Below are 15304 nucleotides of genomic sequence, written 5' to 3'. Positions count from 1 at the left end.
GTGCCGGGTGACGATACCTGTTGGGTACCAGAACGTCGAGCCATCAAAAATCCGCGTTGCCGCAAGGCACGCATCGCGCATCGGCACGGCGCGTATCCGTAGAAAGCCCCGCTTGACGGCCCTTTTTGTCCATATTAAAAACCATATACCCACGAAGCCCATCGATCAGCCAGAACATATAATTCGGAGAGTTCATGAGTCAGCAACGCGAGGCGATCGACACGTATCTTTTGCGCGTCTTGCACACCCTTCTGATGGAGCGCAGCGTCACCCGCGCCGCCGTCAAGCTCAACCAGTCGCAACCCGCCATCAGCGCCGCCTTGCGGCGCCTGCGCGACATCACCGGCGACCCGCTACTCGTGCGCGGCAAGTCCGGCATGGTGCCCACGGAGTACGGCCTGCGCCTGCTCGAACCAGTGCAGAACGCGCTGCGCGAAATCGAGCGCATCCGCTTCCAGCAGCACAATTTCGATCCGGCCACGTCTATCCGCTGTTACCGCATCGGCTGCCCCGACTATCTCAACGTGCTGTTCGTGCCCACCGTGGTCGAGCGCTTCCGCCAGGCCGCGCCCAATGCCACGCTCGAATTCCATTCGCTCGGGCCCGCGTTCGACTACGAACTCGCGCTCGAGGAGGGCAAGCTCGACATCGTCATCGGTAACTGGCCCGAACCGCCCGAGCAGCTGCACCTCTCGAATCTGTTCGTCGACCAGATCGTGTGCCTGATGAGCAACACGCATCCGTTCGCCAAGCGCGGCGGCCTCACGCTCGACCAGTACCTCAACGCGCCGCATCTCGCGCCCACGCCCTACTCCGTGGGCCAGCGCGGCGCCATCGACGTGCATCTCGCGCGCGAGCGCCTCAAGCGCCACGTGGTCGTCACGCTGCCGTACTTCAATCTCGCGCCGTACGTGCTCATCAAGTCGGATCTGATCTTCACGACCACGCGCCTGTTCGCCGATCACTACGCGCGCTTCCTGCCGCTCACGGTCGTGCCGGCGCCGCTCGACTTTCCGCCGATGCAGTACTACCAGCTGTGGCACGAGCGCTGCCATTACTCCGACGAAGTGCGCTGGCTGCGCAGCCTCGTCGCCGAGGCCACCAAAACGCTGATCGACAAGCCTTGATCCGCCCGCAAGAGCCGCCTGAGCGCGGCTCTTTTCACAGGCGCGGCGGGTTGCGCGCGAAACGCTCCCCTTCCCGCTAACGCGCCAGATTCGCGAGCTGCGCGGCGAGCCCGTTGTGCCGCTCGATCACCGGCCCGAGTTCCAGCGTTTGCAGCACGCCGTCCTTCACCACCACGCGGCCGTCGATCACGTTCAGCGCGACCTGTGACGGCGCGCAGAACACCAGCGCCGCGACCGGATCGTGCAGCGCGCCCGCGAACTGCGGCGTGCGCAGATCGAACGCCACGAAGTCGGCGGCCATGCCGGGCTCGAGCGCGCCGATATCGTCGCGGCCCAGCACCCGCGCGCCGCCCCGCGTGGCGATCTCGAGCGCTTCGCGCGCCGTCATCGCGTCGGGGCCGAAGCCCACGCGCGCGAGCAGCATGGCCTGACGCGCCTCGCCGATCATCTGCGCACCGTCGTTCGAGGCCGAGCCGTCCACCCCGAGGCCGACCGGCACGCCCGCGAGCCGCATCTTCTTCACGGGCGCAATACCCGATGCAAGCCGCATGTTCGAGCACGGACAATGCGCGATGCCGGTGCCCGTGCGCCCGAACAGGCCGATGCCGTGATCGTCGAGCTGGACGCAGTGCGCATGCCACACGTCGCGGCCGACCCAGCCGAGGTCTTCGGCATATTGCGCCGGTGTCATGCCGAACTTCTCGCGGCTATAGGCGATGTCGTTGACGTTCTCGGCGAGATGCGTATGCATCGATACGCCGTAGTGCCGCGCCAGCACCGCCGACTCGCGCATCAGGTCGCGGCTCACCGAAAACGGCGAGCACGGCGCGACCACGACGCGCAGCATCGCGTAACGGCCCGCGTCGTGATACGTCTCGATCAGGCGTTGCGTGTCGGCGAGAATCGCGTCCTCGCGCTCGACCACCGAATCGGGCGGCAAGCCGCCGTCCTTCTGCCCGACGCTCATGCTGCCGCGGCTCGCATGAAAACGCATGCCGATGCGCTGCGCGGCGCGAATGCTGTCGTCGAGACGGCTGCCGTTCGGATAGATGTAAAGATGGTCGCTCGACGTGGTGCAGCCCGAGAGCAGCAATTCCGCCATCGCCGTGAGCGTCGACACCTCGATCATCTCGGGCGTGAGATGCGCCCACACCTTGTACAGACTCGTGAGCCAGCCGAACAGCTCGGCGTCCTGCGCGGCGGGCACGGCGCGCGTGAGGCTCTGATACATGTGGTGATGCGTGTTGACGAGGCCCGGTGTGACGATCAGGCCGCTCGCGTCGATCACCTCGTCCGCCGTGGCGGGCAATTCGCTCGTCGGTCCAACCGCGACAATGCGGTTGCCTTCGATATAGAGGCCGCCGTCGCGTATCTCGCGCCGTGCCGCGTCCATCGTCAACAGCATGGCGGCGTTTTTCAGCAGCAGCGTTCGCGCGCCGCCTGGCGCCGCTTGTGTGCGTGTGTGTTCCATCGTCCTCATTCGCTCCGTGTCGTGCCGCGCGCCCTGGATCGACGCGCGCAGCCTGTGAAGGACGCCCTTGCCACACCGACGGCTCATCCGAAATCCGGCGCCGACGCGTCCTGGCAAGGACGCCGCAGGCCCGGTTACCCGGCGCACGGTGAAACACCGCTGCGCCGTCTTCGGGACGCGCAGCACGCGCTGCGCATGACCGCTACGATCGGTAGCCAAAAAAATCGTGGCAATTCGCGCCGTTGCGATACCCACATTCACGCCACGCATATAAAGGTCGATTTTTGGCGGCGCTACGATCGGGTCATGGCATCAAGAATGTGGGGCGCAATGGCGCTGCCGGGCGGCGCGCCTCCGGCACAACCCTTATGCGGCGAGTCTTATCTTTCCTATCGCTCGCGCCCGGCGGCAACGATCGTTCTTAAAATGCGTTCACGGCGCTCGCTTCGATCCGCCGACGGGTATGTAGCCACTGACGTGGAGCCTCGATCCGCCGCCGATGCAGTTTTTTGCATCGAGGGATCGGGCGCCGCCGAAACCTCGCAATCGCACAAGCACTGACCAAGGAAAACTGCGAATGGGCAAGCTGACTACCCACGTGCTCGACACCGCAAACGGCCGCCCCGGCGCGGGCATCAAGGTCGAGTTGTACGCGCTCGACGGCGACGCGCGCCGCGCGCTCAAGACCGTCACCACCAATCACGACGGCCGCTGCGACGCGCCGCTGCTCGAAGCCGAAGCGCTGGTCGCGGGCGAATACGAACTCGTGTTCCATGCCGGCGCCTACTTCGCCGCGCTCGGGGCGAACGTGCCGGAACCGCGCTTCGTCGATCGCGTGGTGCTGCGCTTCGGCATCGCCGACGCGGCCGCGCACTACCACGTGCCGCTGCTGGTTTCGCCGTGGTCGTACAGCACGTATCGCGGCAGTTGAGCGACTGCGTCCAGGCACGCATTTCTATCGATACCAACAACAACGGCAGCGCTTCGGCCCACGTCAAACCGTGAGCGGCCCGGCGCGCCTACCCCGCGATTCGCGCGGTCTTGTTCGCGCGCGCAATGCATCAGGAGTGGAGGAGTTTCATGGAAGGCTTTATCACCGACTGGCTGAACCTCGCGCTGCGCTGGTTCCACGTCATCGCCGCGATCGCCTGGATCGGCGAATCGTTCTATTTCGTCGCGCTCGACAACAGCCTCAAACCGCCCACGGACCCGAACCAGCGCCGCCGCGGCGTGTTCGGCGAACTGTGGCATGTGCACGGCGGCGGCTTCTACAACATGCAGAAGTACACCGTCGCGCCGCCCGAAATGCCCGACGATCTGCACTGGTCGAAATGGCCGTCGTACACCACGTGGCTCTCCGGCGCTTCGCTGTTCACGGTGCTGTACCTGATGGCGCCGAACACGTATCTCATCGACAAGAACGTGCTCGACATGGGTCCGGTGGTGGCGATCTTCTCGGCGCTCGGCTTCCTCGCCGCGGGCTGGATCGTGTACGACTCGCTGTGCCGCATGCTCGGTGCGAAAGACAGGCTGCTCGGCGTGTGCGTGGGCATTTACGTGGTGATCGCCGCGTATCTCGCGTGCCACATTTTCTCGGGCCGCGCCGCGTATCTGATCATGGGCGCGATGCTCGCGACGATCATGTCGGCGAACGTGTTCTTCGTCATCATTCCGGGCCAGCGCAAGATGGTGGCGGCCATGCTCAAGGGCGAGGTGCCGAACCCCATCTACGGCAAGCGCGGCAAGCAGCGTTCGGTGCACAACACCTACTTCACGCTGCCCGTGGTGTTCGCGATGCTCTCGAACCACTACGCCATGACTTACGCGCATGCGTACAACTGGGCCGTGCTCGTGGTGATCATGCTGGCCGGCGCGCTGATTCGCCAGTTCTTCGTGATGCGCCATCGCGGCCAGCAGCTCTGGTATCTGCCGATCGGCGGCGTGGCGCTGATGTTCGTCGCGCTCGTATGGACGCTGCCGCGCCCGGTCGTGCCGCAAGCCGAAGCCGCGAACATGCCGGCCGTCAAGCTCGCCGACATCCAGCCGATCCTGCAACAGCGCTGCGTGGCCTGTCACTCCGCGCATCCGACGATGATGGGCGCCGCGCCCGCCGGCGTGATGTTCGACACGCCCGCCGAGATCTCGCAGAACGCGCAGCGGCTGTATCAGCAATCCGTGACGCTCAAGGCTATGCCGCTCGGCAACGTGACGCACATGACCGACGATGAACGGCAGAAGATCGCCGCGTGGTTCCAGGGCGGCGCGAAGGTGGAATAACGCGTTCGCCGCTCGACGAGAAGGCCCGAAGCCGGTTGCGCTTCGGGCCTTTTTTCATGGCGGTTCAGGGGACGATAGGCGCGTAGGTGGACGGCGCCGCGGACGCGGCGGGCAGTATCTCCGCCGAGGTCGGCACGGGCGGCGCCTGCTTCACTGTGGGGACCGGCGCGGCTTGCGTCATTAGCGGCACTGGTGGTGCTTGTTTCACTGGCGGCACCGCCGTCACTTGCGGCGCAGCGCGCGCGACGGCTTGCGTTGTGGGAACCGGCCCCACAGCGGCAGCGGTCGCGCGCGGGACGACGGCCTCGCGCTTCGCGGGCGCGACCGGCATCCGCACCGGCGTCTGAACCGGCGGCGGCTCGCTTCGTGCCGCGCCGCCCGCGAACAACTGCGTGTTGATGCGCGCGACTTCGTCGAGATCGAGCGTCGCCGTTTGGGCCAGCAAACGCAGCAGCGCGAGCACCGCGTCGTAGCGCGCGCGGATCGCGTCGCGCCGGCTCGCATAGAGCGCTTCAGTCGCGCGCAGGATGTCGGTGCTGGTGCGGCTGCCCGCGCCGAACCCGATGCGCGTCGCCTCCAGCGAGGTCTCGTTGCGCTGAACGAGTTGCGCGAGCGTGGCGACGCGCTCTCGCCCCATTGCCACGCGCAGCCAGCCGTCGCGCGCATTCGCGGCGGCGTCGCGCGCGGCCGCTTCGAGTTCGTCGCGCGCCTTGTCTTCGAGCGCCTTCGCTTCGTTCACGCGCGCCGTGGTCTCGCCGCCGCTGAACACGGGAATCGTGACGAATGCCATGCCCGTGGTCGTGGTGGTCGGGCGCGAGTAGCCGCCGCCCGCGCCCGCCGGCGTGTGCGTGATCTGCAGGTCGACGCTCGGAAAGTGGCCCGCGCGCGCTTTTTCGGTATCGAACTTCGCGATCGTCAGCGCGACGTCGGCGACCTGAACGGCGTAACCGTGCGCCTCGGCCTGCGTGACCCACGGTTCGACGTCGGCGGGCTGCAGCGCGGGTGCGCTCGCCTGCGCGGGCAAGCGCGCGAGCGCTCCGGCATTCGCGCCCGCGAGACGCTCGAGCGCGGCGCGCGCGAGACGCAACTGGCTTTGCGCGTCGAGCCTCTGCAACTGCGCCTGCGCGCGGCTCGCCTCGCCTTCGCGCACGTCGACGAGCGTGGCCTCGCCCGCCGCCTTCGCGCGCTGTATCAGCGCGAGATGCGCGTCGAGCGCATGCAGATAGTCGCTGGCGCGCGCGAGTTCGTCTTCGGCCGCGAGCACGTCGAAGTAGGCTTGCGACGCCGCGAGGATCGCGTCCTGCATCGCGCTCGCCGCCTGGAGCGTGCCGCGCGCGGCCACGTAATCGGCCTGCCGGTAAGCCGTCCAGCGCGACCAGTCGAAGAGCGGCTGCGTGAGCGCGACCGTCCAGCCGTTCTGCCAGTAGTGCGTGGTCGGGAAATCGTCCATCGCGATGCGGTTGTACGAGCGGCCCCAACCGCCCTGCACGCTCGGCAGCAAACCCGCACGCGCTCTCGGCACGGCTTGCTGCGCCGCGCGGGCGGCATCGCGCGCCGCCGCGAGCGTGGCATCGCGATCGAGCGTGGTCTCGACGATACCGAGCAGATCGGCGGCATGGGCATGGGCCGCCGGCCACGCCCAGACGAGCAGCGCCGATAAGGCCATGGCGTGCAGCCGCGTCATGCCGGCACCTCCATGACCGCGCTCGCATGGCGCGGATCGACGGGCACGAACGCGCCGTCGACGAGCCGGTAATGGCGGTCGAAGCCTTCGGCCATCGCCGTGTCGTGCGTGATGACGACGACCGTGCGATCGAGCCCGCGCAACAGCGCCGCGATCTGCCTCACCGCGACGGGGTCGAGATTCGAGGTGGGTTCGTCGAGCAGCAGCAATTCGCGCGGCTGATACAGCGCGCGCGCCAGCAGCAGACGCTGGCGCTGCCCCGCCGAAATATTGGCGGCGGAGTCGCTGATCATCGTGCGCGTGCGCATGGGCAGACGCATGACGTCGTCGAGCAGACCGACGGCTTCTAGCAGCGCGTGGATGCGCGCTTCGTCGGCGTTGCCTTCGAACAGCGAGACGTTGTCGGCGATCGAGCCGTACAGGATGATGTCGCCCTGGCGCATATGCGTGGCGTGCCGGCGAATTTCGTCGACGGACAAATTCGGCCACGCAATGCCGTTGAGCCGCAACTCGCCCGCTTGCGGCGCCTCGGCCGCCGCGAGCAGCTTGAAGAGCGTCGACTTGCCCGCGCCCGAGGGACCGGTGATCACGATTTTGTCGCCGCGGGCAATTTCCATGCTCGCGTGCTTGAGCACCGGCTGATCGGACACGCCATAAGCGAACGTGACGCCGCGCACGCTGATCCGCTCGAAGCGCCGCACCTCGACGGTCTTGTGCATGTCGGCGAGCGGCGTGTAGCGTTCAGCTTCGGTTTGCGCGATGTCGTCCACGCGCGCGACCGGTACGCTCAGCATGAAATACGAAAATCCCGTGTTGATGGCATGCGCGAACCGCTCCGAAAACAGCGTCTTGTAGATCATGAACGAATAGAACACGCCCACCGAGATCGCGCCGCCCAGCATGAGCCGCGCGGCCAGCCACGCGACCAGCAGCGTTTCCGCGTAGCCGATCAACTTGAGCACGGCGTCGCGCGTGGCGCTCAGCCGGTTGCTGCGCAACGCCACCGACGCATAGGCGCGGAACTGCTCCATATAGCGCGCGACGCGGCGCGTTTCGCCTTGCGACAGCTTGATGAGCGAGGCGGACCGCACGGTTTCGATCAGCGCGTCGTCGCAGCGCGCGGCTTCCTGAAACACGCGCGCGTGGATCTCCCACATCGACGCGAACATCGCCCCCGACACCAGCAGATACAGCGCGAAGACGCCGAGCACGACGAACGAGAGCTGCGCGCTCTGCACGAACATCAGCAAGGCGGCCAGCAAGCCCACGGCCACGTCGATATAAAACGACACGGCCGCGCGCGTCGCGAAACCGTTGACTTCGTCCTGCGCCTTGACGCGCGCGAACACGTCGCCCACGTGACGCTTTTCGAAGTAGGCGATCGGCACGCGCAGCAGGTGCGCGAGCAGCCCTTGCCTCGCGTTCACGCTCACGAGCGCATGCAGCAGTTCGACGAGCGTGCCCTGCACGTACTGGCTGATCGCGCCGATCGCGAAGATACCCGCGAAGGTGAGCACGAGCACGTTGAGCAGATTCAGGTTGTCTTCGGCGACCACGTTGTCGAGCACGAAGGCGCCCAGATACGGCTGTGCGAGGATCGCGAACTGGCTGCCGAGCGCGACGAAGAGAATCTTCGCCACCTGCCCGTGCATCTGCGGGTTGAGCTGGCGCAGCCGCGCGAGCGCGGCGGGCACGCGCATGGGCTTCTTGATGCGCGGCAGCGCCGCCGTGGGCGCGCATTCGATCAGATAGCCCGAGACATTGGCGAGAAACACGTCCATCGCGATGCGCCGGCGCCCCACCGCCGGATCGATCAACTTCACGTAGTTGCGCGTGCAACGTTCGATGACGATGAAATGCGCGCCGCCGAAATGCACGATCGAACCGCGCTTGATCTGCGTGACCTGCGCGGGCTCGAAGCGGAACGCCTGCACGTCGAGGCCGAAGTCGATGGCCACGTCGTACAGGTCCATCAGCGTGAGCCCGTTGGCCGAGATCGGCCGAAAGGCGGACAGTTCGCGTACTTCGGTGGCGCGCCCGAAGTGCGCGAGCACCATCGCGAGGCACGCGTAACCGCATTCGGCCACTTCATTCTGGTATATGACGCGCATCTCAGCCTCGCATGATCTTGAAGAGCGGTTCGAGCACCCATTCCGCGATCGTGCGGCGTTCGACGACAATGCTCGCCGTCGCCTGCATGCCCGGCAGAATGTCGAACCGTTGGTTGCCGTAATCGAATGTGCGGCCGCGCAGCGTGACCCATGCAACGTACGCGTCGCCTTGATCGGCGGCGTCCGCGCCCGGTTTTGCCGCGGCGTCCACGCCCGGCGTGGGGGCTGGCGCCGCGGCGCCGACCGTCGTGCGCGAGATCGAGTCGATGCGCGCTTCGTAGCTGCCGAATTTGGCGTAGGGAAACGCGTCGAACTTCAGATGCACGATTTGCCCTTCGCGCACGAAGCCGCGACGACGCGACGGAATACGCAGCTCCGCGCGCAGCGGCTGCGCCGAGTCGGTGACGATCACCATGGCGATGTCGGAGGCTTGCAGCATGCTGCCCGGCACGAGCCGCGAGAACGTGACGACGCCGCGCTTCGGCGCGGAAATGGTGGCGTCGCGGCGCGTTTGCTCGAAGCGCGCATCGGCATCCTGAAGATCGCGCGCGTGACCCGCCTCGAGCTCACCCAGTTGCGCGGTGAGCGCCGTTTGCGTGTTGCGCAGATCGGCGATGGCGGCAAGCGTCTGCTGACGGCGCGCCGCCGACTCCGCGCGCGCGATGTGGCTTTGATGCAAATCTGCGCGTGCCTGCTCGATCCGGTCGGCCGTGACGTAATCCGACACCGTGGAGAGCCGCGCCAGCTTGCGCCCGGATTCGGCGATCAACTGCACGTTTTGCGCGCCTTGCACGTCGAGCTCGGCAAGCTCCGCGCGGCGGCTCGCTTCGCCCGAACGCGCCGTTGCGAGTTGGGCGTTCAGGTCGACGCGTTGCTGCGCGTAGCGCGCGTCGGCGGCACGGCGAGCTTCGTCGCGAACCTGGGCGTCGAAGGCGTCGCGACGCAGGCCGCCGCGGGCGAGCGACAAATCGCGTTCGAGCCGGAACAGCGGCTGTCCGGCTTCCACGCGCGCGGGCGGTTGCACGTAGATCGCGGCGACCAGCCCGCTCTCGCCCTGCACCTTGATCTCGGAAGGCGAGACGATTTCGCAGCGTACGTCCTGCTTGCGTTCGATGTCCTGCGTGAATGCGAACGCCGTGCCGAGCACGACGAGCGCCGAGGCGCCATAGCCGATCCAGCGCCAACGGATGTCCCGGAACTCGGGCAGATAGGTCGGTTCCATGTTGATACGGTCCCCGCGGCCGGTGGATCCGGCCTTGCGTGTGATGGATGCTTTTTTATCGAAACGGCGTGCCGCGCCAGGCTCAGCGCGTTGGCGCGAAGTGATAGGTCGAGGGATGCCCCGCGAACAGCCAGTGCGGGTAGTTTTCGCGGCACGCTACGACTATGTTGTCGGCTACGCGCTGCGGTGCGTCGTCATGGGCGAGCGCGACGGGATCGAACACGCGCACACCGAAGCGCCGTTTCTCGAAGTGCAGATAGAACGGCAACAACCAGGCGTCGAACGGCGCGCCGAGCCGGAACACGCCGTTGTGGATGCGCGCATGACGGCCTCGCATCGTGACGCCGACGGTTTCCATCGGAAATTTTGCAAAGGCGAACGGCGGCACGTCGGCGAATATCACGGCCACCCCGTCGCGGCGCAGCGCGCGCGCCACACGCAGCCCCAGTCCGTTACGGCTTTCCTTGCCATTCTCGTCATAGGTGTACAAGACCTGCACCGAGGGAATCATGGCCGCGTCATTGCCGTAGACGTCGCGTGGCACGCCCGACACGACCGAGATCGTTTCGAGCCCGAGCCGCCTGCGCACTTCGTCGATCACGTAAATGTTGGCGTACTGCGAGAGGTAGTGAAACGGCGAGAGGATCACGGGCCGTGTGGGGTCGGCGCGGCGGATTTGCCGGATGCGCGCGGCAAGCTCGCCCGCGGCGGCGCGTAAGTCGGGCCACGCGTCGCGCTGGAGTTGGCGGCCGGCATACAGCCGTTCGTCGAACAGGGCTTCGCGCACGTTGGCGCTCATGGTGCGCAATGCCTCGCGGCGCGCCAACGCCACGTCGGCGAGACCGGCCTCGTAGCGCGCGATACCCGCTGAGCGGCGGCGCGCGTCGAAGACGGCGCGGACGAGCCAGCTCGCCAGCGCGATACGTTCGACGACGGAAAACGGCAGACGCGCGAACACGTTGCGACGCGCGAGGCTCACGATGCGCGCGGCACGCTCGCGCAGGAGAAACAGGCCGCGCCGAAGCGCCGCGGAGAAAGACGACATGACGAAAGCCGAAAAGCGTGCGGCCAGGCACGACAAAGACAACAGAGGGGCCTCAGCCCCTCTGTCCGTTACCCGAACCGATTAACGCGGAACCGGTGCCGGCGGTGCCGGCGGCTTCGGTGCGGGTGCGCGGCAGCACTTGCAGCAGCCGCCTGCGGCTTGAATGTCAGCGAGTTGGTTACGATCGATTTTTTGCATGATTAGCTTCCTTTTTAAGGTTTTAGCACCTCATTGCTGAGGGCGAGCCGATCATAACAACGCGACTTCGCATCGCGTTTTCTCCTTTGCACATTCACTTGGATCATTGACTAATTCCCAAAATATAAATCTATAATTGAGAATAAACTCATCCAAAATCTTATTTCCAATATATCGCCAACGGCGTCCGCGGAAATTCGAAAATTCGCTCGAAAATCAATGCGTGATTGGAGCGAAGTTTCGGAAAAGTCGTATTCAGTTTCCGACATACCCCAACTAAAGTGGTCACACGCGCAAACGGAAAGACGGATTCCCGATTCATTCAATTAATTCGTTATCCAAAATATATTACGCGAGACGATCACCACTCACCTTCGGGGTAATTAGATGAACAGAAGCTATCGTTCCGTCTGGAATCACGGCAGTCAAACCTGGGTTGCCGCGCCCGAGACCAGCAAAGCCCGCAGCAAATCCGCGCGTTGTATCGCCCTGCTCGCAACCGGCGCGGCGGGAATCGCGGCAAGCCTCGCACCGGCTATGGTGGCGGCCGCTACGCCGGGCACCGTCGGCAAGGGATCGCTTCAGCTGTGTTCGGGAGCGAGCGGCTACGCGTGGGGCAACTCGGGCGGCAACGAAGCGCTCGACTGCTCGACCGACGGCAAAGGTACGACGGACGGCATGACGTTCTCGCTGAACAACGCGGGAGACGGCAAGGGTGGCTACGGCTTCGGCGCCTCCACCGCGCGCGTTACCGGCTATCAGAACGGCACGCTCGCACTCAAAGGCGCGAGCATCATGGTGTACGGTCCTACGACCTTCGACAGCGTTGTCACCATGAGCAACCAGAAGATCGTGCAGCTTGCGCCGGGCCTGCTCGCGGCCAGCAGCACGGAAGCGGTCAACGGCTCGCAGCTTTACGCCACGAACGAGAACGTCACGAATCTGAGCAACACGATCAATAACTTTATCAACAAAGGGGTCAAGTATTTCCACGTGAATTCGACCGGCGCCGATTCTTCGGCGACGGGTGTGAACGGTACGGCAATCGGCACGGCGGCGCTCGCATCGGGCACCAACTCGGTGTCGATCGGCTCGACGTCGACGGCAGCGGGTCAAAGTTCAGTGGTGCTTTCGTCGAATGCCAAGGCGCTGGGCGACTGGAGCGAAGCGATGGGCAACGGGGCCATCGCCAACAAGCTGGGCGACATGGCCTTGGGCGCGTCCTCCAATGCATCCGGCGGTGGCACGGTCAACCAGTACGCGACAGCCGTAGGCACGAATGCGACGGCCAGCGCTGCGGGCACGGTGGCGGTGGGCTCGAACGCGGGCGCGACGGGCGGCTACGCCACGGCGATCGGCTCCGCGGCACGAGCCTCGGGCCCGAGCGCGATCGCGCTCGGTCAATCGGCGAATTCGAGCAGTACGAACGCAATTGCGATCGGCAACCAGGCCAATGCGACTGGCTTCAACTCCGCTGCACTCGGCGCTTCAGCGCAGACGCTGAGCAACGGCGACGCGGCATTCGGCACCAACGCGTACGCAAATGGTACCGGTGCGGCCAGCAGCGCTGCCGCAATGGGCTACGCGGCAACGGCTTCGGGCACAAGCGCGAGCGCTATCGGTGGCAATTCGAAGGCGAGCGCAGCAAAAGCCACGGCGCTCGGTCAGGCTGCGCAAGCGACGGGGGCGAATTCAACGGCGCTCGGTCAGGGCGCGCAAGCTTTGGCCGCCAGTTCGATCGCGCTGGGCGAGGGTTCGGTCGCCAACACCACGGGCGTGGCCACGGCAAACGGCGTGATCGGCGGAACGACCTACACTTATGCGGGCGGCGCCCCCGTTGGCGTGGTGAGCGTTGGCACGACCACGGCAGCGCGTCAGATCACGAACGTGGCGGCAGGCCAGGTGACGGCGGCCAGCACGGATGTGATCAATGGTTCGCAACTGTTTGCGACCAACAGCAAGGTCACGCAGAACACGACCGACATTTCCAGTCTGGATAGCGAGATCACGAACATCAATGGTCAGATGACCGATGTCGTGAAATACGACTCGTCGGCGCATACCACGGTGACGCTGGGCGGCGTGGGGTCGCCGGCGGTCGCGCTGACCAATCTCAAGCCGGGTGAGCTGAGCGCGTCGAGCACTGACGCAGTGAACGGCGCGCAGCTTTACGGCGTGAGCCAAACGGTCACCAACGTCTCGACCGACATCACAAAGATCCACAATACGCTGGTGACTTCCGGCTGGGGTGCGCAAGCGCAGTCGTCCGATCCGACCGCCTTTAAAATGGGCGGCTACATCATGGACGCCAACGGCAATGTGAGCAATCCGTCGGTCCTGTACGTCCCGAATACCATTGGCACGGCCAACGCACACATCGTGCTCGATCCGGGCCAAGGCAACAGCAACTATTTTGTCGATCCCACCGATCGTAGCTCGGGTGCCCTGCCGCGCGGCACGGTCATCAGCAACGTCGCTGACGGCATTCTGGATACCGATGCCACGAACGTCGGTCAAGTGGAAGACCTGATCTCAAAGAAGAGCGGCGTTTCCGACCTCCATGTTTCGTCGCCGATGTTGCTGAAGGCAACCGGCGGAGTCGGCGCCGCCGCCCCGGGCTCCGGCGTCGATCTCACGGATGCGGACGGCGGAGCCTACCGGACCGCCGCCTATTATTCGCAGGTACGCGGCGCGACCAATGCGGTGGGGTCGAGCGCGCCGACCGACATGGCTCGCGCAAACGCCGCAGGCAGTATCGCCATCGGCTCGAACACGGAAGCGAACGGCGGCGGCAGCGTGGCGCTCGGCATCCAGTCGCTCGCCAATGCGAACGACTCGGTGGCGTTGGGTTCGGGTTCCGTGGCCAATCAGGACAACACGGTTTCGGTCGGCAGCAACGGCACGAGCCAGCGTCTCGTCGTCAACCCGGACGGCTCCGTCAGCACGATCCAGAGCCAGCTCAATACGCGCCGCATCGTCAACATGGCGGCTGGCCAGGACGACACTGACGCCGTCAACGTGAGCCAGTTGCGTAGCGTCGCGGGTGCGCTGGGCGGCGGTGCCGGCATCAACGCCGCGGGCGCGTTCATCGCCCCGTCCTACGCGGTGGGCGGCACGACGGTCAACACGGTCGGCGACGCCATCGCCAACCTCGACAATCGCGTGACGCAGAACACGGCTGACATCGCGGCGCTCAACAACGGCATCGCAGCATCGGACAGCACGGCGGTACAGGCGTCGAGCCCCCGCGTGCTCGCCGCCGCTCGACCGCTCCTCGCGGCCGGCGACACCGCTGACACGGCGACCGACGCGAACGCGGTCCACTACGACTCCAATGCGCACGATACGGTCACGCTCGCCAGCACCGCGGGCGGCAACGTCAAGCTGAGCGGTCTGCAAGACGGCTCGCTCGACGCGGCCAGCACCGACGCCGTGACGGGCAAGCAACTCTATGCCACGAACCAGCAGGTCGCCACGATCAACCAGATGGTGCAGAACATTGCCACGACGGGTTCGACGGCGGTCGCGGTGAACTCGGACAGCGGCCCTGCCGCCGCATCGGGTGCAAGCGCGTTCGCGGCGGGCGGCGGCGCGGTCGCCACGGGCGCCAGTTCGACCGCGATCGGCGACAAGGCCAATGCGTCGGCAACGAACTCGGTGGCCATCGGCGCGAACTCGATCGCGAACCGCGACAACGCGGTCTCGGTCGGCGCGGAAGGCGCGGAGCGTCAGATCGTCAACGTCAAGGCGGGCACGTCCGGCACAGACGCCGTCAATCTTAACCAGATGAACAGCGCCATGACGCAGCAGTCGAACGTGTTCAACCAGCAGATCTCGTCGCTGCAAAGCTCGATCAATACGGTCTCGAAGAACGCCTACGCGGGCGTGGCCGCCGCCATGGCCATGCCGAACCTCACGCCTTCGGGTCCGGGCCGCACCGTGGTCGCGGCCGGCGGCGGCTACTACAAGGGCGGCAGCGCCGCAGCGGTCGGCGTGACGTATCGCTCGACCAGCATGCACTGGCTCATGAACGGCGCGGTATCGGTCACGAGCACGGGCGACGCGGGCGTGCGCGCACAGGTCGGCTACGAGTTCTAACCGGCGTGCCGAACGATGCGGTCACCGCACCGCATCGTTCTTCGTTTCGCGGCATCACAAACGCAAAAGCC

At 65.8% G+C, this 15304-nt stretch carries 10 protein-coding genes; 5 read left to right on the top strand and 5 right to left on the bottom strand.

The window, feature by feature from the left end; genetic code table 11:
- The first annotated feature begins 194 nt into the window (after positions 1-194).
- Positions 195-1127: a LysR substrate-binding domain-containing protein gene (locus FAZ98_RS06440; protein WP_158949838.1), complete on the top strand. Its 933-nt coding sequence runs from the start codon at positions 195-197 to the stop codon at positions 1125-1127.
- Positions 1128-1203: 76 nt separating this feature from the next.
- Here the strand turns inward: FAZ98_RS06440 and FAZ98_RS06435 are convergent, their stop codons facing one another.
- Positions 1204-2598 carry an 8-oxoguanine deaminase gene (locus FAZ98_RS06435; RefSeq protein WP_158949836.1) on the bottom strand — a complete coding sequence of 465 codons (1395 nt, stop codon included), beginning with the start codon at positions 2596-2598 and terminating at the stop codon, positions 1204-1206.
- A gap of 195 nt (positions 2599-2793) precedes the next feature.
- Here FAZ98_RS06435 and FAZ98_RS35335 point away from each other — a divergent pair, with 195 nt between their 5' ends.
- The 3 genes from FAZ98_RS35335 to FAZ98_RS06425 all read left to right on the top strand — a co-directional run bounded on the left by FAZ98_RS35335 (position 2794) and on the right by FAZ98_RS06425 (position 4875).
- On the top strand, positions 2794-3159 hold the full coding sequence (locus FAZ98_RS35335) for a hypothetical protein (RefSeq protein ID WP_199272343.1): 366 nt from the start codon (positions 2794-2796) through the stop codon (positions 3157-3159).
- A gap of 16 nt (positions 3160-3175) precedes the next feature.
- Positions 3176-3529: a hydroxyisourate hydrolase gene (gene uraH / locus FAZ98_RS06430; protein ID WP_158949834.1), complete on the top strand. Its 354-nt coding sequence runs from the start codon at positions 3176-3178 to the stop codon at positions 3527-3529.
- A gap of 149 nt (positions 3530-3678) precedes the next feature.
- Positions 3679-4875, top strand: a complete 1197-nt coding sequence (locus tag FAZ98_RS06425) for a urate hydroxylase PuuD (RefSeq protein ID WP_158949832.1) — start codon at positions 3679-3681, stop codon at positions 4873-4875.
- Between the two features lie 64 nt (positions 4876-4939).
- On the opposite strand, the gene FAZ98_RS06420 is transcribed toward FAZ98_RS06425, so the two are convergent.
- From FAZ98_RS06420 to FAZ98_RS06405, 4 genes are all read right to left on the bottom strand, one after another.
- Complete coding sequence (locus tag FAZ98_RS06420) at positions 4940-6559, bottom strand: TolC family outer membrane protein (protein ID WP_233272677.1); 1620 nt, start codon at positions 6557-6559, stop codon at positions 4940-4942.
- Complete coding sequence (locus FAZ98_RS06415; RefSeq protein WP_158949830.1) at positions 6556-8670, bottom strand: peptidase domain-containing ABC transporter; 2115 nt, start codon at positions 8668-8670, stop codon at positions 6556-6558. The genes FAZ98_RS06420 and FAZ98_RS06415 overlap by 4 nt, the downstream gene beginning before the upstream one ends.
- 1 nt (position 8671) lies before the next feature.
- Positions 8672-9892, bottom strand: coding sequence for an HlyD family efflux transporter periplasmic adaptor subunit (locus tag FAZ98_RS06410; RefSeq protein WP_158949828.1), 1221 nt, complete (start codon positions 9890-9892; stop codon positions 8672-8674).
- Positions 9893-9974: 82 nt separating this feature from the next.
- On the bottom strand, positions 9975-10937 hold the full coding sequence (locus FAZ98_RS06405; protein WP_158949826.1) for a hypothetical protein: 963 nt from the start codon (positions 10935-10937) through the stop codon (positions 9975-9977).
- Between the two features lie 585 nt (positions 10938-11522).
- On the opposite strand from FAZ98_RS06405, the gene FAZ98_RS06400 reads away from it, so the two are divergent.
- Entirely contained in the window at positions 11523-15233 is a 3711-nt protein-coding gene (locus FAZ98_RS06400) for a YadA-like family protein (RefSeq protein WP_158949825.1), read from the top strand.
- Positions 15234-15304: the final 71 nt, after the last annotated feature.

It is taken from the genome of Paraburkholderia acidisoli (assembly GCF_009789675.1).
Lineage (GTDB): Bacteria > Pseudomonadota > Gammaproteobacteria > Burkholderiales > Burkholderiaceae > Paraburkholderia > Paraburkholderia acidisoli.
Note: the sequence above shows the minus strand (reverse complement) of the source record. Positions and strands in the feature narration are given on the sequence as shown.